Consider the following 18,266-nt stretch of genomic DNA (forward strand, 5'->3'; position numbering starts at 1 on the left):
ATCACCGCGCAGAGGTGCGCCCTTCGGCAATCACGAAATCGAACAACGCGTCTGCTGGCTCGACACCGAGGCCCGGCCCGGTCGGGACTGTGTAATGTCCTTGCGCGCAGCCCATGACGCCCTCCGTGAAGGCGAGGTTCCGGTCGAAAACGGAATGCTGGTACTCATGATAGGGAACGCGCTGGAGAGCCGATGACGTCACAAGGCTCGCCGCCATGAAGATGCCAACGCTGATGGATGCGTGCGGGATGGTATTGATGTGAAACGTCTGAGCCATCCGGCCGATTTGAATGAATTCGGTTATACCGGTGTGCCCGATCTCAGGTTGGATGACGCTCATGCAGCGGGCCTCAAGCCTTGGCCGGTACTCGTAGACGGTGCGCCATTCCTCTCCGAGCGCCAAAGGCACGCCAATGCTCCTCGCAACCCGGGTCTGACCTTCGAGATCCTCTGGCTGGCATGGGGCCTCGGCGAAGTACAGGTTCGAGATCTCCAGGCGTCTGATCAGGCGTATGGCTTCCGAGGCCTCGAACTTCCAGTGCAGATCGACCATGAGGTCGATGTCGGGCCCGACCGCCTCACGCAGGGCGAGCATTTCCTGCACGATTCCGTCGTCGGATACGACCGCCGCGAACTTGATGCCACGAAAGCCCTTGGCCACCCACTCGGCGGCAAGATCACACCGCTCCTTCAGGGTGGCCCTTGGCAGGCCTGACACATAAGCCGGGATCGTCGAATAGCGCCGCCCACCGAGCAGCGTCGAGACGGAGACGCCCAGATTCTTGCCAGCGAGGTCCCAAAGGGCGATATCGACTCCGGCGAGAGCATCCACGTAGAATCCCCCGAAGAAGCCCCTCACCCGCATGAGATCGTAAAGATCCTCGTGGATCACCACAGCGTCTCCCGGATCGCGTCCAATGATGACGGGCCCGAGGACGTCGTCGATGATCGCCTTCGTTGCCTCCGGCGCCACGATCCCATAGCATTCACCCCAGCCTACATGGCCGCTCTCCCCTGTCACCTTGATGAGCAGGGTCATGTCCGTCGACGGATAGATCGTACGATTGCCTTTGCGGACCAGGTAACCGCGTTCGTTGACGGACTCTCCCTCCTTCAATGGCCCGAGATAGGGAATCTCGCGCGGAATGGAGATGATGAAGGTCTCGACCCTAACGATGGCGTCGACTGATTTGCTCATGATCGGTCAAACCGGACGATGGTGCTTGTAAGGAAGTGATGCCTCCTGAAGCAGGAGGGTGAGCTCGGCTCGATCGCCGTCGTCGAGCTTTGGCCCCTTGGCACGGACGAAGGTATTGCGAACGACTCCACGCCGACGAAGAACCTCCTTCGTCATATGCATGCGGAAGATCGCCTGAAAGGTGAGAAGAGGCAGCGAGACGGAGTACAGCCTCCGCGCGGTCGCGACATCGCCCTGGTGCCATGACCTGATCATCATGGCGTGGATGTCCGCGAGTTCACAAGCAGGCATGGTGCCGGCTGCGCCACGGGCCATCTCGTCCATGACATAGCGTCCACCCGCACCTCCGAATATCGCATCCACTGAACCGCCCGCTGCGTTCTTGATCCGCGTGAGGTGCTGTCCGCAAGGTGGCGTTTCCTCCTTGATGTACCGGACCCTATCGACGGCAGACGCTACGGCCGCCACCTCCTCCGGCGTCAACCCGGCACCGATGGGCTTGGGCTGGTTCTGCAACATGATCGGGATCGTTGCATTCGCAGCGACGTGTTGAAAATATTCAGTCTGAGCTTCGATTGAGTTTCCGAGATGCCCGGGAGCCATCACCATCACGGCGGCAGCACCAATCTCCGCCGCATGGTTGACGTGCCGGGCGGCCACGGCGGGATCGGGATCACTGCCGCCGATGATGATGGGAATGCGACCGTCGATCTCTCGGGCGAGAAGATCGACCTGATTACGCCTCTCCTCCTCGCTCAGGGTCTCCACTTCACTGGCCACACCCGGATAGACGACTCCATCGACAGCGCTTTCAAGCGCAAAGCGGATGATCGACAGAAAGTCTGTTTCATCGATAGCGCCATTGGAGCGGAAGGGAGTTGCAAGGACGGGGAAAGCACCTGAAAGCGGGGTCTTCATTTGACAGCTCCTGCCGTAACGCCCTGGATGAAGTATCGTTGGAGGAAGAGGAAAGCCGCCACGATGGGGGCCGACGCCAAGAGGGATGCTGCCATCGCGCCGCCCCAATCGGAGTTGACTTCGTTCAGATAGGTGAGCAGCAATCCAGGCCCAATGGTCCGCTTGTGGTCCGAGACGATGAGCGTCATCGAATAGAGAAGGTCGTTCCAGGACCACATGAACGAGTAGAGGAACACCGTCACGATCGGCGGGATCGAGATCGGAATGACGATCGTGTGGAAGATGCGCAGATCACTGGCGCCGTCCGCCCGCGCAGCCTCGATCAACTCGTCGGGGACCTGCGAGAAATAGCTATAGAGCATGTAGGTGGAGACGGGCAGAGCGAAAACGATGTAACTCAGGATCAGCCCAGGACGGGTGTCCAGGAGGCCGGCCTCGCTCATCAGCGGATAGATGCTGATCAGAAGCAGGCCGAACGGAAACATCTGCGCAGACAGCATGAAGAGCATCGCCGGCTGCCGCCCGGCGAAGCGATACTTTGCGAAGCTGTAGCCCGCGTAAAGCGCCAGAAGCGTGTTGAGGGCCGCGCTCGATCCCGAGGCAATCAGGCTGTTGAACAGGTACATCGGCAGCTTGCCCGTCGTCAGTGCCGTCACGAAATGGGTCATCGTCGGATGGGTCGGGAACGGCGTCGGAACGATGCTGTAGAGCTCGGCATTCGATTTTACGGAGGAAATCACCAACCAATAGAGTGGAAAGAACAGAAAGAGGCCGATCAGCGCGAGCGTCAGGCCGAAGACCACCTTGGAGACAGTGCCGGAAAGATCGAACATGTCAGGCGCCTTTCACCAGCATGCGCAGATACAGGAACGCGGGCGGCAGCAGGGTCGCCACCCAGAGGACGCCGATCGCCGATGCCAACCCGACATCCCATTGCTCGAAGGCGCGACGGTAGACTTCAACCGACAGAACCGCGGTCGCGCGCACCGGCCCGCCTCCGGTCAAGGCATAGATCGTGTCGAATTGCTGCAGATTTCCGATGACGCCGAGCACCACGACGACGATCAGCACCGGGCGGAGATGGGGCAGAACATGATCTCGTAGGATTGCCCAGTTGTTGGCCCCGTCGACGCGGGCTGCATCGACCTGCTCCCGATCCAGATTCTGCAGCCCCGCCAGAAAGAAGGCCATGAAGAGCGGGATCGACAACCATATCTTGGTGATGATCACGGCAACCATGGCTCCCGCAGAGGTGGAAAGCCAGGCCTGCGGCATGGCGATGAAGCCTATCTCCAGCAGAAACGCATTCAGCACCCCGTAGCGGCTGTTGAAGATCCATCCCCAGATGAAGGCACTCACCGTGCTCGGCAACACCCAGGGAAGGAGCGACAGGGAGCGCAGCAACCCTCGGCCGCGGAAAGGCTGGTTCAGGATAAGCGCCCATGCAAGTCCCAGGATGAGCGTCCCAGTGGTCGTGAAGAACACATAGATGGCAGTCGTCAGGAAAGCCTGCCAGACATCCGGCGTCGCGGCGATCTTGGCGAAGTTCCCTAGGCCGTCGAACCGAGGTGCCGGCGTCTCAAGCGTGTATTCGAAAAGTGAGAGCGCCAGTGCCTGAAGGAAGGGATAGAGAATAATGCCTCCGAAAGCGACCGCCGCCGGAAGGAGGAGCAGCAGGCCAATGCGGCGCTGGCCGGCCATGAGGCCACCGCGGACGGCATGCGGCGAAACCTGGGTGGCCTCGGAAGCGGATGAGATCTCGGCGGCAAGGGTCATGGGATCATCGCGTGCAAAGAGAGGCGTGTGGATCGCGGCTGGCTGCCCCCAAGGGCAGCCAGCCATGCCGGTCAGTTCTGCTTGCTGACATTCGCCATGGACGTCTCAAGTCGCTTCTGCATCGACTGGATCGAATCGTCGATGCTCTTCTGGCCGAGCAACGCGCCTTGCACCTCCTCGCCGATGATCTGCGTGAGTTCGGCAGCGTTCGGCCAAATACCGACTTCGTTACGGCCAGGGTTGCCTGCAGCCTTTGCCCAGGCCGTCAGGAACGCGTCGCCCGCCACCTTCGGATCGGCGCGTGCGGATTTCGTGACAGGAAGAGCGCTCTGTTCAAGCGGGAACTTGGATTGCGCCTCGTCGGACGTCAGATAGGTGATGAACTGGCTAGCCGGCGCATCGGCATTGGCCTTGCCGGTGGATGAGAACTGCACCAGCAGATGACCCCACTGAATCGAGGCGGGCTCCCGGCCGGCGATAGCGATCGGCGTCGCGAGAGGCAGGACGTTCGCATCGAAGGCCGGCCCCTGGCCGGAGAAGCTGCGCAGGTGCGTCCTGGCCTGCGGTGCATCGAAGAAGAAGGCGGAGGCTCCCTGCGCCACAAGGCGACGAGCATCGGGTCGATCGATCTCGGGGGCGGCCAGACGGTCTTTCATCAGCCCAACCATGAAGCCAAGCGCCTGCTTGCCGGCGTCCGTGCTCCCGATCTTCACCTTTCCCTGTTCGTCGATGATTTCACCGCCGAAGGTCCAGGTCCAGATCATGAAGTCGAGCAGGATCGAACCGTTATTCTTGGTTGCCATCGTGTATGGCACCGAGTTCGGTACCTTGTCACGCACCGCCACCAGGGCGCCCCGGAACTCCTCGACGGTCGTCGGCGTCTTGCTGACGCCGGCCTTCTCCAGCACCGCCTTGTTGGCAATGAGGCCGATGGAACCGGAAATGAGCGGCAAAGCCAATTGCTTCGAGCCGACCTGCCCCATGGCAAGGGCATCGGGAGCAAACATCGCAGCCAGCTTGTCCTTGCCATAGACCTCGTTCAGATCGACGAGACCAGCCACGTTGGCAAAGCTTGGCAGCCAGCGCTCGGACAGCTGAGCGACGCTCGGCAGAGTTTTGGAGCGCGCCCTCAGGAAGATGTTCTTCTGCATGTCGCCCCAGGCATAGCCCAGGGGCTCGACCGTGAGCTTGGTCTGAGCCTCGAATCCCTTGAGCAATGCATCGACGGATGGCTTGGCAGCCTCTTCCGCATAACTGAAGCTCATGAAGCTGACATCGGCGGCTTTGACGGCTTGACCCGGCAGGGCGACACTCGCTGCTATAACGGCAGCGGACGCGACCGACTTGAATCGTTTCATCGTTCTTCCTCCCGATACGGAGCAAAGCCCCATATTCCTGCGCACGTGCTTTGACCGAGGATGGCCGTGCGCTAGACCACCCCTCCGTCGACGATGAACGTCTGCGCCGTAACGAGACGCGAGTCGTCGGCGGCGAGCCAGAGCGCCATCCGGGCAATATCCGGAGGCAACAGATGCTCCTTGAGGCACTGTGCTTCGAGGTATTCCGAAAACTTGCCCTGATAGATGCGCTTCGCCCGCTCGACTTGGCGCTCTGTCAGGACCCAGCCCGGCGCGATGGAATTGACGCGGATGTTGCGTTCGCCGACCTCTCGTGCGAGCGACTTGGTCAAACCCATGACGGCAGACTTCGCTGTCGTATAGAAAATCAGCCCGGAGGCTCCGCGCATCCAGGAGATCGATCCCATATTGATGATGGAGCCGCCCCCTGCTCGGGCCATGTCGCCGATCACGGCCTGCGCGGCGAAGAACTGGTGCCGCAGGTTCGTCTGGAAGCGCTCGTCCCAGTATTCGGGCGTTACGTCTTCGATCGGCATGCGGTCGTCATTGCCGGCGTTATTGATCAGGACCCGAACTGGCCCGATCCGTTCCGAAAGTGACCGGATGGCAGATCGAAGCGCCGGGATGTCGCGTAGATCTGCCGCCTCATAATGCGGCTGGTTCCTTGTCGCTTCCGCAACACGCCGAGCCGTCTCATGGGCGTAATCCTGGCTCAGATCAATGAAGCCAACGCGTGCACCTTGTCCGCAAAAGTGCTCGACCAGAGATGCTCCGATCCCGGACCCACCTCCCGTAATCAGAACGCTTTTTTCCCTCAAGCTCGGATAGGTGGCGCAATCCACCGTCATGCGCGGGATGAGCTCAGGATGGAGGCTCATGCCGCATTCCTCGCCATCGGCTTCGCGGAAACCAGCGTCCGGCCGTCCGTCGAGAAGACATGGACGGCATCCGGATTGACCAGGACGCCTACCCGTTCGCCCTGGCTGATCGGGCGCTCTCCATCGAGGCGAACGACAATCATCTCGTCGGTGCCGTCGAGCGCCACATAGGCGTAGGTATCGCTGCCGAGATGCTCTGTCATGGCGACGCGACCGTCGAGAGCATTGCTGGTCCCCGGTGCGCAGAGCTCAAGATGCTCCGGGCGCACGCCAATCTCGTGGGCAGCTTCGGGCGGCGACGTGTTCAACGAGACGGAACCGCCGGGCACTCTCACCCGTCCGCCATCGAGGCGGTGTCCCTGGACGATCAAGAAGTTCATCCGCGGGCTTCCAATGAACCCTGCGACGAAACGATTGGCCGGGGTGTTGTAAAGATCCAGCGGTGAACCGATTTGCTCGACCTTGCCAGCGTTGAGCACCACGATCTTGTCCGCGAGCGTCATGGCCTCGATTTGATCGTGAGTGACATAGATCATCGTGGTGCCGAGACGCTCCTTCATGCGCGCGATCTCGATGCGCATCTCGACCCGGAGTGCCGCATCCAGATTGGAGAGAGGCTCGTCGAACAGGAAGATCTTCGGCTCCCGAACAATCGCACGACCGATCGCGACGCGCTGACGTTGACCGCCTGAAAGCTGACGCGGCTTGCGGTCGACGTATTCGGCGATCCGTAGCACGCGGGCCGCCGCCTCGACCCGACGGCGGATCTCCTCCCGCGGAGTGCCGGCCAGTCTCAAGGCATAGCCCATGTTATCGGAGACAGTCATGTGCGGATACAGCGCATATGACTGGAACACCATGGCAATTCCGCGCTTGGCCGGGGGCACGTCGTTCACCACTTGACCGTCGATGATCATCTGACCGGACGAGATCTCATCGAGACCGCAGATCAGGCGCAGAAGCGTGGATTTGCCACATCCTGACGGCCCAACGAAAGCGGCGAACTCGCCGTCATCGACTGCCAGGTCGATCCCCTTGAGTACGTCGACATTTCCGAATGACTTCCGCACCTGATGAAGCTCTAGCTTGGCCATATCGATTGCGTGTCCCTGAAGTATCCGTCACCCGCCGAAGACGTTTTCCGGCAGCCCCTTGATGCCGGTCTCGATGGCGAAAACGCTGCCCGACAGCGGAGCATCGGCGATTTGTCCCGCAGACAGGCGAATGCGAGCTGAGGTCACGAAGAGTGTCTGCATCTCCGCACCCCCGAATACGCAGCTGGTGGGTCGGGGCACCGGCAGGTTGATGACACGCTCCACCCGCCCTTTCGGGTCATAGCGCGTGACGCACCAACCATCCCAATGTGCACTCCATACGAAGCCCTCGGCATCGATGGTCAAGCCGTCCGGCTTGCCCTCGCTCTCGGGCACGGTCACGAAAATGCGCCTGTTCTCGATGGATCCGGTCTTGCTGTCGAAATCATAGACGTAGATCGTCTGCTTGGCGGTGTCGGTGAAGTAGAAGAGACGATCGTCGGGGCTCCAGCCCAAGCCATTCGAGACGTGGAAGCCCCGGTCCATTTCATGAACCCGGCCGTCCGGGTCGAGCCGCCAGAGCGAGCCTTGCCCCGGCGTCGTGTCGATGGCGAGCGTGCCGGCCCAGAGCCGGCCACGGCGATCGCACTTTCCATCGTTGAACCGGTTGCCTGGGCGGCCGGTCTCTGGTCGGGCAAGCACCATGCTCTCGTTCGACACCGGATCGATGGCTCGCACCTCGTTCTGCATGCCGGCAATGAACCCCCCTGCCTTGCGCGGGATCAGGAAGCTCGTCAGCTCGGGCATCGGCCAGGAGCGGTAGGACCCCTTGACAGGGTCGCCCATGCAGACGGACGGCGCGAGAATGTCGACGAAATAGAGCTGCTGGTCTTGGACGGACCAATGCGGCCCTTCGCCCAGGAACAGACTCGCGGGAATGGCACACCGCACGTCGTCTCGGTCGGCACCGAGCGGCCGGGGGTTGATATTCAGCGACATCGCCACCTCGCCGATATTGCCGGAAATCCGCCGGGCAGCTTCGATGACGTCGCGCCCGAGAGCATGAAGGCGCTCGGGCGGCAACCGAAAGGACGGACCGATCACGCCGATCGCACCCAATGGCTTGGCCTCATGATCCAGAATGGGCGCGGCCACTGAGCTGATGCCGATATTCTGCTCGTCGATGGAAACTGCATAGCCGCGAGCCTTGGTGAGATCGAGTTGACTGACCAGTTCGTGGAAATCCGCAATCGTGTGGGGAGTGAGGCGCTGCAGCTCTGCCTCACTCAGGAGCCTGCGTCGCATTTCGAGCGAGAGATGCGCCAGAATCGCCTTGCCGAGACCGCTCGCATAAGGCTTGGCCCGGCTGCCGACGCCGTTGCTGAGGCGCACAGGCTGCGGGGCTTCGCGTTGATCGATGTAGAGGATCTCGTCCCTATCGAGGATTCCGAGGCGCACCGTCTCGCCTGTGAGGTCCCGCAGGCGTTCGAGTTCCGGCTCGGCCGCGCCGCGCAGATCGAAATCGTCCCAGACCCGGTGCGCCCATTGGAACAGGCGTGAACCGAGGCGATACGTCTGATCCCGGCCGTCGAGCTTCAGAAGCCGCTCGTCGACAAGCGCCTGGAGGGTGCGGTGGAGCGTACCCTTGGGCATGCCGGAGCCTTCAAGAAGATCCGTGAATCGGGGAGGCGCCGCGGCCGAAGCCACGAGTTCGATGAGCTGAATCCCCCGCGTCAGCGCCTGCACACCCGGAACTGGCCCCGAAGCGCCGCTTTCGACTTCATCGTCGACTTTCAGCTCCGCCTGCATGGGTCCCATCACAGCTCCGTCGAAAGGATGAGCCTCTGGCCCGATTGACCCTTCCGGATGGCTGGAATTATGTTGGAACCGAGTTCCAAGTCAACCCGCCTTTCGTTGAAGAGGCTTTCCGCCATGAGAATCACAGCCATTCACCATGTCCTTGTGCGGGTCCCGTTCACGGAAGATATTCTGTGGGGTTCGGGCCGCAGGATCGGCACGACCCGGCTCATCTGCCGGATCGAGACCGATGCGGGGATCGTGGGATGGGGCGAGACGATCTCGCTGATCGCAGCCGTACCGGCGGTGTTCTCCGACGTCGTCGCCAGGGTGGGACTGGGCTATCCCGTGGCCGACGTGGAGCGCCTGCACCGGCATGTTCTGGGCGCCGGCTATTACCACCACAAGAGGGCGGCCGTCATGGCGGTCGCCGCCCTCGAGATGGCCATGTGGGATGCCCTGGGCAAGCAGGCGAAGCTCCCCTTGTCGAGCCTCTGGGGCGGGCGCTGGCGCAACGATGTGGAAGCAGCCGCCTATCTCTTCACAAAGGACGCGAAGCAGCTGAAGGACCGGATCGGACGGTTCCTCGACGCCGGCTATGAGACCTTCAAGGTCAAGATCGGGTTCGACGAGCCGAGCGATATCGAGTTGGCCGCAGCCTCCCGTGAAACCATCGGAACACGGGCTCTGCGGCTCGACGTGAACGGCGCCTGGACACCCGGCACCGCCAGACGGCAGTTGGAAAAGCTGCGGGCCCTCGACCCGGCCTATGTGGAGCAGCCCCTGGAACTCGACGATCTGGCGGGCCATGCGCTTCTGCGGCGATCGACGCCCGTTCCAATCGCCCTCGACGAGAGCGCCTATACCCTGTCTGACATCGGCAACATCGTGCGCTCCGAGGCCGCGGACGTGGTATTGCTCGATCCGCACGAGGAAGGCGGGCTGTGGCAGACGATCAAGGCCGCGGCCATCTGCGAGGCTGTTGGAATCCCGGTGACGTTGCACTCGGGCGCGGAACTGGCGCTGTCACAGGCGGCCTACATCCACCTCGCAGCATCGATCCCCAACATGAGCCTCGCCATCGATACGGAACGTGCCTATCTCGGTGGAGACATCTCTCCCGCTCCTCCGGCTTTGCTGCTTGGACGTTTTCAGGTCCCGGACGCACCAGGCCTCGGCGTCGAAGTCGACGAAGAGGCGGTGCGACGCTATGCGGTCGACAGCATCGTGGGAGCCTACCTCGACGAGAAGCGCAAAGACTGGTTCCCGGTCAAGCCAGCCTACTAGAGGGGTTCAGCATGTTCATTGCGATCGAATGGACCTCGATGGCCTTCCACGCCTTCCTCTTGTCCCATGACGGATCCCTTCGGGGAGAGCGGCAGGAGGCGAGAGGAATCAACCATGTCGGAGACGGCGCTTTCGAAAACGCTCTCCGCGACATTGTCGGGGATTGGGCGACAAAGGCCAGCCGCATCTATCTCGCCGGTATGATCACCAGCCGGAACGGCTGGGTGGAAACACCCTATGCGCAGACACCCGCCTCCCTGAGCGACATCGCCACGCAAGCCGTCGTGAAGCATAGCGACAGCTTGCCGCCCCTCATATTTCTGCCGGGCGTCTCGGTGCGCGATCCCCTGCCCGACATGATGCGAGGCGAGGAACTCAAGATCTTCGGCGCCATGGGTCAATCCAGCGGCCTTGTCGTCCTTCCCGGCGCTCACAGCAAGTGGGTCTCCGTCAAGGAGGGGCGGATCGAGCATTTCGCCACCTATATGTCAGGCGAGATTGCCACATTGCTGAAGTCGAACTCCCTCGTCGGCAAGCTGATCCCGGACCAGTCGATCGACAGCCAGGAGGCTTTCCTGCGCGGTGTCAGACTTGCGCAGGAGAGCCGCATCGGAGGACATATCCTGCGCCGCATCTTCTCGGCGCGCAGCTACGCTCTGTGTGGAGAACTGTCTCCCGCGGAGATCAGCGATTACCTTTCGGGGCTGCTGATTGGCGCGGAGGTGAGGGAGGCGATCGCGGAGTTCAGCGCTCCGGACAACCATGTTACCATGATCGGCGCCCCGTCCTTATGCCGGCGCTACGGCTTGGCATTGCGAGAAGCCGGGATGATGCCGTCGACGATCGACAATGCCGTTCTGCGGGCCTTTCAAGCCCTTTGCATCAGCCGCTGGGAATGAGAGTGACCTGGTCGCACCTGAGCACACGTCTCGAACCCAATGCGCCCACGGCTTGGAACACGGCTTGGAACCTCGCCCTGCCTTAAGCTTGCAGATGGAATGTCTCCGGCGCCGATATCCAGCCGGTTGCTTATACATTGCCGATTTGCGATATAGAATTACAGTTCATGGGGACCGCGCCGCGAGGGGAACCCAGGGCTTGGCTGGTGATTGCCCTATACGGACCCCGACGAACGCATCAGATAGCGGAGCGCCGCCTTCATGCCCATTCCTTTGCCCAATCAGCCTTACCCGGAGCCGACGCCGGCGGACCCCAATCCAGCACCGGTGAGTCCCCCCACCCCCCCGGAGGCTCCTCAGCCCGAACCCATTGGCGTTCCGCCCACGACGCCGGGCGATATACCACCGCCGGGTGAACCGGTCGGGGTGCCTCCCACATCACCGCCGGAGATCCCTGTCACGCCGACGACGCCTCAACCGACCGCCTGACGGGGTATGAAGGATTGCGGCGCCCAAACTGCTCCGGTCCGATCGGCATTCCCGACAACGGGCCCCTTCAGAAGCGCTGTGCCGAATAAGGCTTCAGATCGATCGGGCCCGATCGCCCATCGACCAAGTCCGCGACCAGCAGCGACGTGATCGCCGCCTGGGTCAGACCATGATGGCCATGACCAAAGGCATAGACCACGCGGCTGTCTCGTCTGGACGGGCCGATGACGGGAAGAGAGTCGGGAATGGACGGGCGAAGGCCCATCCAGAGTGTTGCATCCTGTGTCGCATCGAAGTCGGGAAGGAAGCGCTTTAGGCGAGAGATCATCGCCGATGTGCGATCATGATTGGGATGAGCGTCTAGCCCGGCGAACTCAACGGCGCCGCCAACCCTGTCTCCGGTATCAAGGGGCGTGGTGACGAAACCCTCGCCCTCGAACATGACAGGACGGTTGAGACCGAAGGCGCCCTTGGGATAGGTGGCATTATAGCCGCGCTCCGTGTCGAGAGGGATCTTATCTCCCAGCATCCTGGCGAGCGGCCGTGACCATATCCCGGCGGCAACGATGACCTTGTCGGCAGAGACGAATATCGTGGAATCGTCCATGCGGATATGGATCTCGTTGCTTGCCGGTTCCACCGCCAGAGCGCGGCCAGCCACCTGCTCTGCACCTCGCTCTCGAACAAGCCTCAAAAGATCCGACGCCAAATCGGCCGGGTCGGAGATGTGGCAGGCCTCCCGATAGAGCACACCCGCTTCGATGTTCCGAAGCGCAGGCTCCATCCGCATGAGATCTTCGCCGTCCAGCACATCGATCTCGATGCCGAGTTCACGCTGGCGATCGAGGACGTCCCTGGCCCTCAAGAAGCCCCCATGATGCCTCCACACGGAGAGAATGCCGTTCTCTCGCAGGTGATCGCCCAGATCCAGGGACGACAGAAGCCCCTTCCAGGATGGCAGAGCCTCCGCGTTGATCGACCGTATGGCAGCCATGCTCGCCTTGATCCGCATCGGAGATGACGACAACACGAAACGGATCAGCCAAGGCAACAGAGTTGGAAGGTAAGCGGGCCTGATGGTGAGAGGACCCAGCGGGTCCATCAGCCACTCGGGAAGGTTCCTCCAGACCTTTGGCGAGGCCAAGGGCATGATGTCCGTATGAGCGATCCAGCCGGCATTGCCGTCCGTCGGCCGTGTCGCCCGATCGCCCGGTTCGATGAGAGTAACCCTATGTCCTCTGTCGAGGAGGGCATGAGCGGCCGCCAGGCCAACGATTCCAGCACCGACGATTCCGATCCGCATCCTGAATCCTGTTCACGTGAAAACTGGCCCTCAGACAGTCAGGAGCATCATGCTCGCAGGGCCCGGTCCACAACCTGGAATCCGTGCGCGAAGGGATCGCGATCGTCGATGACGATCGTATTGAACCCTGTGACCCGGGCCCATCCCTCGATCGAGGGAATGATGGCGTCACGGTCTCCGACCTTCGTCCGCCCCTCGATGCGACCGGTGAAGGTGGAGCCGATAATGCTCTCATGAACGAACTCATCGCCTTCCTTCAGATCTCCCCGCGCCGCGAGATGCGCCATGCGGGCAGAGGTCCCGGTTCCACAGGGTGAACGATCGATCGCCTTGTCGCCGTAGAACACGGCGTTCCGGGCCGTCCCACCCTTCGTCTGCGCGCGCCCCGTCCAAAGAACATGAGTCAGGCGGTTGATCTCCGGGTTTTCGGGATGCTCAATCCGATACCGGGCATTGAACGCCTCCCTCAGCCTGGGGCTCCAGCGCAGGACGTCTGAAGGATTGATGTCGGCCAGGTCGGAGTAGAGAGCCTGCGGCTCGACGATGGCGTAGAAGTTGCCGCCATAGGCGATATCCACGGTCACAGAACCGAGTCCTTCCACCTCGACCTCGTATCCTGCGCCATAGAGGAAGGAGGGGATGTTGGTGATCCGGACCCGTTCGATGAAGGGGCCGTTCTGCTCATAGCGCGCCTCGACGACCCCTGCCGGCGTATCGAGCCGTAGGAGGCCTGGCGTCCTGGGATGGATCAAGCCGTTCTCGAGCGCAATGGTGACCGTTCCGATCGTCCCGTGCCCACACATCGGGAGACAGCCGGACGTTTCGATGAACAGGATGCCCACATCGCAATCGGAGCGTGTGGACGGGTAAAGAATTGAGCCGGACATCATGTCGTGCCCACGAGGTTCGAACATCAAGCCGGTTCGGATCCAGTCGTATTCCGCAAGAAAATGCTGACGGCGCTCGAACATCGTTTCCCCCTTCAGCAGGGGAATGCTACCGCCGGATACCACCCGAACCGGGTTGCCGCAGGTATGACCATCAATGCAAAAGAAGGTGTGGCGCGCCATCGCTCACTCGCTGATCAGAGATTTTGACGACTTCCATAGAAGCGGCGAAGGACATCGGCAGCCTTCGCCACGAATTCATCAGGCAGCTGATTTCAAGCCCACGTCGGGAAGGGTCGGACGGCTTTTCAGGGCCTTGTCCATAATCGCCTCCACATCTGCGCGCTCCAGAGCGCTCAGGGGTAGGCGCGGCGGGCGCGTCAGCTCCGTGCCGCGGCCCATGATCGCCTCGCAGAGCTTGATGCACTGCACGAGATCGGGGCGGGCATCCAGGTGAAGCAGCGGCATGAACCATTCATAGAGTGCCCTCGCCTCTTCGTAGCGACCCGATTTTGCCAGCCTGAAGAGGGTTTCACCCTCCTGAGGAAAGGCATTCGACATGCCGGAGACCCAGCCGGCAGCGCCGAGCATCACGCTCTCAACGACAACATCGTCAAGACCCGCGAACAGAACGAAACGATCGCCGACCATGTTCTTCGTATCGGTGAAACGACGGGTATCTCCCGACGAATCTTTGAAGCAGACGATCGTTTCGCAATCGGCGAGTGAGGCCAGGATGTCGGGGGTCACGTCGTTCTTGTAGATCGGAGGGTTGTTATAGACCATCACGGGAAGGTCGGTCGCTTTGGCGACGCCCCGAAAATGTGCGGCAGTCTCGTGCGGCTTGGAGGAATAGACCAGTGCCGGCATGACCATGACACCGTCGAGCCCTACCCGCTCGGCTTCTCTGGCGACCTGCGACGCGAAGTCCGTCGTAAACTCCGCGATCCCGGCAATCACCGGCACCCGGCCACGGGACACCCCCTTGGCAGCTTCCATGATCGCCACCTTTTCTGCTCGGCTCAGCGACGTATTTTCACCCACTGTTCCGCAGACGATCAACCCGGAGACACCGTCTCGGATCAACCCGTCCATCACCCGGGCCGTGGCCTCGAGATCCAATTCGTAGTTCGCGTTGAACTGAGTGGTAACCGCGGGGAAGACCCCCTCCCATCCGATGCTGGCCATTTCGCCCTCTCCGACACTGGACATTGCTGCGGCTTATTGTAGATTGTATAAAATCTACCTTGTCAAGCCGCTCCTGGTGATGCTGCTTCAGATGCAGCGTTACCGTGAGCCTTGGCTTTAGCAGCGACGTTCCCCATGGCCCCTGAAGCGAAACCAATTACCAAGCCGGCACAGAAGCCTCTTCAGCACCGGACGATCGCCGCAGCCGTGGCGCAAAGCCTGCGGGACCGGATTTTGGACGGCGCCTTCAAGGCAGGATTTCCCCTGCGGCAGGACGCCTTGGCCAACGAGTTCGGCGTCAGCCGCATCCCCATTCGCGAAGCCTTGATGCAACTTGAAGCAGAAGGGCTCGTCAAGATTCACCCGCACCGAGGTGCCATCGTCTCAGAACTTTCCACCGAGGAGGTCGAGGAGCTTTTTGAGCTCAGAGCCCTGCTTGAGCCGCGCCTCCTGAAGGCGTCCGTCGACCGTCTCACCCAGGACGATTATGAGACGCTCAAACAGATCCTTCAGGAGTACAGCGCCGAACTCCGGGCGAAGCATATCAGGCGCTGGGGGGAGCTGAACACAGAGTTTCATAGGCTCCTGTATCGTCACGCGGAACAGCCTCGTACGCTGGCGATCGTGGTCAATCTCCTCCAGGAATGCGATCGGCATACACGGCTCCAGCTCTCCCTCACGGATGGGATGAAACGCGCGGAGGCAGAGCATGCCGAACTCCTTCGCCTCTGCGAGACCGGACAGATCACAGCGGCCTGCGAACTCTTGCGGACCCACATCGAGGATGTCGGGAAGTCGCTGCGAACCTATCTCAAGCAGCATCAGCGGCCGGAGGAACCCCGCTGAGCGCCGATCTCTCCCATGAGACCCTTTTCATGTCGATCTGGCGCTCACACGCCCCTGAATCCGCGCGGAGATCTCGCCCCCAGGCTCTCATCCTTCACGTCATCGTGCGGGGCGGAGGTTCTGCGCGATCGACGGCCGCCCCTCTACCCCCTTGGAGATAACACCTAAGCGCCTGGAAGAAGCCGCTCTCGCACTTCGTAGATATTGCTGAGCTCCACCTACGACCGATATCCTGAACGGAGGGTAAAGCTCTGTACATCGACGATTGAGCATAAGAATATCCGCCGCACCTCTTAGTGGCGGTCGGGATTGGATCTGGGGGGCTCCAATGGCAGCAGCAATTCGCGTGGGCGTGATCGACAAGCATCCTCTCTTCCGGGATGGTGTGGTCCTTGCGCTGCGCTCTCAGGCGGACATCGAGGTCGTTGGCCAAGGCGCTACGATCTGGGACGCGATCGATCTGGCCGAGAAGTCTCGTCCGCACGTGATCGTGGTCGACGCCAGCACTTTGGATTGCAGCATGGGAGCGGTCGAGTCGATCCTCCAGCAACATCCCTCGATCCGCATTCTCATCCTTGCCGATGAGGCATCCGAGCACCATGTTCACGCCGCTTTGAAGCGCGGCGTGCGGGGCTACCTGCTGAAAGGCAGCAGCGCCGGCGAACTGGCCCAAACCGTGCGGGCGCTGAGCCAAGGACAGAGCTTCATCTCCCCAAGTCTCGCGGCGAAGCTGCTCATGCGCACTGGCTCTGGAGCGACAGGCGAAGCAACGGGATCAGGTCATCTGTCACACCTGACAGCGCGCGAACAGCAGATCCTGTCGATTCTCGTTCAAGGCCGCAGCAACAAGGAGATCGGCAGCAAACTCGAACTGAGCGAGAAGACCATCAAGCATCATCTGACGAACATTCTTCAAAAGCTGCATGTCCGGAACAGGGTGGAAGCCGCCCTCGTGGCATCCAATCACCTCCCCCAGAAGCGGCTGGCCTCCTGACCCGATGGCAAGACCTTGTCCGCTCGGGTTTGAAACAACCGATTCATCGTGGTTCACATCTCGCTGAAATGCTGAAGCATTTCAGTCGCATCCGGTTCGAGTCCCGTGAAGAGGCGAAAAGCGCCAACAGCCTGAAAGACCGCCATCCCTCCGCCAGACATGGTGCGGCAGCCTCGTGCCCGGGCCTGCCGCAGCAATTCCGTTTCCAGAGGAACGTAAACGATGTCGGAGACCCATAGGTCGGGACGCAGCAGGTCCGCGGAGAACGCCATGCCAGGATACTTGGCCATGCCGAGCGGAGTCGTGTTCACCACGCCCTGGGCCGTCGCAAGCGCCTCCGCGGGGAATGAACTCGAACAGGCGCGCCCGGCGCCGAAGCGATGGCACAAATCCGCCGCGAGAGTAGCAGCCCGAGCCTGATCCGTGTCGATCACGGTTACCTGACCTGTCCCCAGCGTCAGAAGTGCATGGGCAACCGCGGCCCCTGCTCCGCCGGCCCCGAATTGGACCACGCGGTCGCGCTCTACATCAGGCAGTTCCCGTCGAAAGCTTTCTGCGAACCCCGACCAATCAGTGTTGTGACCAACGCGATGCCCATCCTTCAGGATAACCGTGTTGACGGCGCCGAGCGCCGCCGCGTCGGGGGCCAGTTCGCCAACCAGCGGGATCACGGCCTGCTTGAACGGATGGGTGATGTTGAGGCCGGCAAAGCCGAAGTGTTCGGCAGCGGCCAGGATATCCGGAAGAGATCGGGGGTCGAGACCGAGCGCTTCGAAATCGATCAGCCTGTAAATATATCTCAAACCCAGTCGCTCCCCTTCCCGCTCGTGCAGGCTGGGTGTTCGCGATGCCTGAATGCCCGTCCCCACGAGGCCAGCAAGGACCGACGGCCGTCCGCGCGAGCCTGGGGCGCCATCACCATGAGATTCCGGCCCGATCAGATCTTCGCTCCTCATGAATTCAACCAGCCTTTGTTGTCCTCGAGATCATGTCGAGCATGGAGCGTACAGCCGTCGGGTAGCCGTCAGTGCCGAGGCCGGCGATGACAGCGGTCGCCACCGGAGAGACATAGGATTTGTGATAGATCTGCTCGCGCCGATGAATGTTAGAGATATGAAGCTCGATAATGGGGCCCGGGAACATCTTCAAGGCGTCCATGATAGCCATGGATGTGAAAGTGAAGGCCGCCGGGTTGATGATGACCCCACATGCTTCATCGATGGCTTCATGCACCCATTCGATCAGCTCGTATTCCCGATTCGACTGCCGGAACACCAACGGATGACCGGCTGCGGCTCCACGGCACAGAGCCTCGACTTCGGCCAAGGTCGTGCGTCCGTAGATCTCTGGCTCTCGCGTTCCGAGGCGATTGAGATTGGGCCCGTTGAGGATATAGATCGGCTTGCTCATTGAG

Annotated in this window: 17 protein-coding genes; 4 read left to right on the plus strand and 13 right to left on the minus strand. The window is 61.4% G+C overall.

What is annotated here, in order from left to right; translation table 11 throughout:
- Position 1 precedes the first annotated feature (1 nt).
- From OCW50_RS10350 to OCW50_RS10385, 8 genes are all read right to left on the minus strand, one after another.
- Positions 2-1,198 carry a mandelate racemase/muconate lactonizing enzyme family protein gene (locus OCW50_RS10350; RefSeq protein WP_262297437.1) on the minus strand — a complete coding sequence of 399 codons (1,197 nt, stop codon included), beginning with the start codon at positions 1,196-1,198 and terminating at the stop codon, positions 2-4.
- Positions 1,199-1,204: 6 nt separating this feature from the next.
- Positions 1,205-2,116: a dihydrodipicolinate synthase family protein gene (locus tag OCW50_RS10355; RefSeq protein WP_262297438.1), complete on the minus strand. Its 912-nt coding sequence runs from the start codon at positions 2,114-2,116 to the stop codon at positions 1,205-1,207.
- A complete protein-coding gene (locus OCW50_RS10360) occupies positions 2,113-2,949 on the minus strand; it encodes a carbohydrate ABC transporter permease (protein ID WP_262297439.1) in 837 nt (278 codons plus the stop codon). Before OCW50_RS10360 ends, OCW50_RS10355 begins: the two co-directional genes overlap by 4 nt.
- 1 nt (position 2,950) lies before the next feature.
- Positions 2,951-3,892, minus strand: a complete 942-nt coding sequence (locus tag OCW50_RS10365) for a carbohydrate ABC transporter permease (protein WP_262297440.1) — start codon at positions 3,890-3,892, stop codon at positions 2,951-2,953.
- A gap of 71 nt (positions 3,893-3,963) precedes the next feature.
- Positions 3,964-5,283, minus strand: a complete 1,320-nt coding sequence (locus OCW50_RS10370) for an extracellular solute-binding protein (RefSeq protein ID WP_315974417.1) — start codon at positions 5,281-5,283, stop codon at positions 3,964-3,966.
- A 38-nt stretch (positions 5,284-5,321) separates the two neighbouring features.
- Positions 5,322-6,128: an SDR family NAD(P)-dependent oxidoreductase gene (locus OCW50_RS10375; RefSeq protein ID WP_315974414.1), complete on the minus strand. Its 807-nt coding sequence runs from the start codon at positions 6,126-6,128 to the stop codon at positions 5,322-5,324.
- Complete coding sequence (locus OCW50_RS10380; RefSeq protein WP_262297441.1) at positions 6,125-7,222, minus strand: ABC transporter ATP-binding protein; 1,098 nt, start codon at positions 7,220-7,222, stop codon at positions 6,125-6,127. Before OCW50_RS10380 ends, OCW50_RS10375 begins: the two co-directional genes overlap by 4 nt.
- A 27-nt stretch (positions 7,223-7,249) precedes the next feature.
- Entirely contained in the window at positions 7,250-8,980 is a 1,731-nt protein-coding gene (locus OCW50_RS10385) for an SMP-30/gluconolactonase/LRE family protein (RefSeq protein ID WP_262297442.1), read from the minus strand.
- A 114-nt stretch (positions 8,981-9,094) separates the two neighbouring features.
- Here OCW50_RS10385 and OCW50_RS10390 point away from each other — a divergent pair, with 114 nt between their 5' ends.
- Together OCW50_RS10390 and OCW50_RS10395 are read left to right on the plus strand one after the other, a co-directional pair.
- Entirely contained in the window at positions 9,095-10,246 is a 1,152-nt protein-coding gene (locus OCW50_RS10390; RefSeq protein ID WP_262297443.1) for a mandelate racemase/muconate lactonizing enzyme family protein, read from the plus strand.
- An 11-nt stretch (positions 10,247-10,257) separates the two neighbouring features.
- The gene (locus OCW50_RS10395) at positions 10,258-11,145 is read left to right on the plus strand and encodes a 2-dehydro-3-deoxygalactonokinase (RefSeq protein ID WP_262297444.1); all 888 of its coding nucleotides are present in this window, start codon (positions 10,258-10,260) and stop codon (positions 11,143-11,145) included.
- A gap of 556 nt (positions 11,146-11,701) precedes the next feature.
- Here OCW50_RS10395 and OCW50_RS10400 read toward each other — a convergent pair.
- From OCW50_RS10400 to OCW50_RS10410, 3 genes are all read right to left on the minus strand, one after another.
- Positions 11,702-12,937: an NAD(P)/FAD-dependent oxidoreductase gene (locus tag OCW50_RS10400; RefSeq protein WP_262297445.1), complete on the minus strand. Its 1,236-nt coding sequence runs from the start codon at positions 12,935-12,937 to the stop codon at positions 11,702-11,704.
- Positions 12,938-12,984: 47 nt separating this feature from the next.
- Positions 12,985-14,007: a 4-hydroxyproline epimerase gene (locus OCW50_RS10405; protein ID WP_262297446.1), complete on the minus strand. Its 1,023-nt coding sequence runs from the start codon at positions 14,005-14,007 to the stop codon at positions 12,985-12,987.
- A 78-nt stretch (positions 14,008-14,085) separates the two neighbouring features.
- Positions 14,086-15,012 carry a dihydrodipicolinate synthase family protein gene (locus OCW50_RS10410; RefSeq protein ID WP_262297447.1) on the minus strand — a complete coding sequence of 309 codons (927 nt, stop codon included), beginning with the start codon at positions 15,010-15,012 and terminating at the stop codon, positions 14,086-14,088.
- Between the two features lie 135 nt (positions 15,013-15,147).
- Here OCW50_RS10410 and OCW50_RS10415 point away from each other — a divergent pair, with 135 nt between their 5' ends.
- Positions 15,148-15,858, plus strand: coding sequence for a GntR family transcriptional regulator (locus OCW50_RS10415; protein ID WP_262297448.1), 711 nt, complete (start codon positions 15,148-15,150; stop codon positions 15,856-15,858).
- Between the two features lie 346 nt (positions 15,859-16,204).
- A complete protein-coding gene (locus tag OCW50_RS10420; protein ID WP_262297449.1) occupies positions 16,205-16,852 on the plus strand; it encodes a LuxR C-terminal-related transcriptional regulator in 648 nt (215 codons plus the stop codon).
- A 53-nt stretch (positions 16,853-16,905) separates the two neighbouring features.
- On the opposite strand, the gene OCW50_RS10425 is transcribed toward OCW50_RS10420, so the two are convergent.
- Together OCW50_RS10425 and OCW50_RS10430 are read right to left on the minus strand one after the other, a co-directional pair.
- On the minus strand, positions 16,906-17,808 hold the full coding sequence (locus OCW50_RS10425) for a shikimate dehydrogenase (RefSeq protein ID WP_373371360.1): 903 nt from the start codon (positions 17,806-17,808) through the stop codon (positions 16,906-16,908).
- A gap of 4 nt (positions 17,809-17,812) precedes the next feature.
- A complete protein-coding gene (locus OCW50_RS10430) occupies positions 17,813-18,262 on the minus strand; it encodes a type II 3-dehydroquinate dehydratase (protein ID WP_262297450.1) in 450 nt (149 codons plus the stop codon).
- Positions 18,263-18,266 lie beyond the last annotated feature (4 nt).

This window comes from Microvirga sesbaniae (assembly GCF_025460805.1).
GTDB classification, from domain to species: Bacteria; Pseudomonadota; Alphaproteobacteria; order Rhizobiales; family Beijerinckiaceae; genus Microvirga; species Microvirga sesbaniae.

Bases quoted from the DNA above. Each gene is read 5' to 3' on its own strand.
- OCW50_RS10405 (WP_262297446.1), bottom strand. From the start codon at position 14,007: ATGGCGCGCCACACCTTCTTTTGCATTGATGGTCATACCTGCGGCAAC.
- OCW50_RS10395 (WP_262297444.1), top strand. From the start codon at position 10,258: ATGTTCATTGCGATCGAATGGACCTCGATGGCCTTCCACGCCTTCCTC.
- OCW50_RS10425 (WP_373371360.1), bottom strand. From the start codon at position 17,808: ATGAGGAGCGAAGATCTGATCGGGCCGGAATCTCATGGTGATGGCGCC.
- OCW50_RS10410 (WP_262297447.1), bottom strand. From the start codon at position 15,012: ATGGCCAGCATCGGATGGGAGGGGGTCTTCCCCGCGGTTACCACTCAG.
- OCW50_RS10360 (WP_262297439.1), bottom strand. From the start codon at position 2,949: ATGTTCGATCTTTCCGGCACTGTCTCCAAGGTGGTCTTCGGCCTGACG.
- OCW50_RS10350 (WP_262297437.1), bottom strand. From the start codon at position 1,198: ATGAGCAAATCAGTCGACGCCATCGTTAGGGTCGAGACCTTCATCATC.
- OCW50_RS10415 (WP_262297448.1), top strand. From the start codon at position 15,148: ATGGCCCCTGAAGCGAAACCAATTACCAAGCCGGCACAGAAGCCTCTT.
- OCW50_RS10400 (WP_262297445.1), bottom strand. From the start codon at position 12,937: ATGCGGATCGGAATCGTCGGTGCTGGAATCGTTGGCCTGGCGGCCGCT.
- OCW50_RS10385 (WP_262297442.1), bottom strand. From the start codon at position 8,980: ATGGGACCCATGCAGGCGGAGCTGAAAGTCGACGATGAAGTCGAAAGC.
- OCW50_RS10375 (WP_315974414.1), bottom strand. From the start codon at position 6,128: ATGAGCCTCCATCCTGAGCTCATCCCGCGCATGACGGTGGATTGCGCC.
- OCW50_RS10355 (WP_262297438.1), bottom strand. From the start codon at position 2,116: ATGAAGACCCCGCTTTCAGGTGCTTTCCCCGTCCTTGCAACTCCCTTC.
- OCW50_RS10365 (WP_262297440.1), bottom strand. From the start codon at position 3,892: ATGACCCTTGCCGCCGAGATCTCATCCGCTTCCGAGGCCACCCAGGTT.
- OCW50_RS10380 (WP_262297441.1), bottom strand. From the start codon at position 7,222: ATGGCCAAGCTAGAGCTTCATCAGGTGCGGAAGTCATTCGGAAATGTC.
- OCW50_RS10390 (WP_262297443.1), top strand. From the start codon at position 9,095: ATGAGAATCACAGCCATTCACCATGTCCTTGTGCGGGTCCCGTTCACG.
- OCW50_RS10370 (WP_315974417.1), bottom strand. From the start codon at position 5,283: ATGGGGCTTTGCTCCGTATCGGGAGGAAGAACGATGAAACGATTCAAG.
- OCW50_RS10430 (WP_262297450.1), bottom strand. From the start codon at position 18,262: ATGAGCAAGCCGATCTATATCCTCAACGGGCCCAATCTCAATCGCCTC.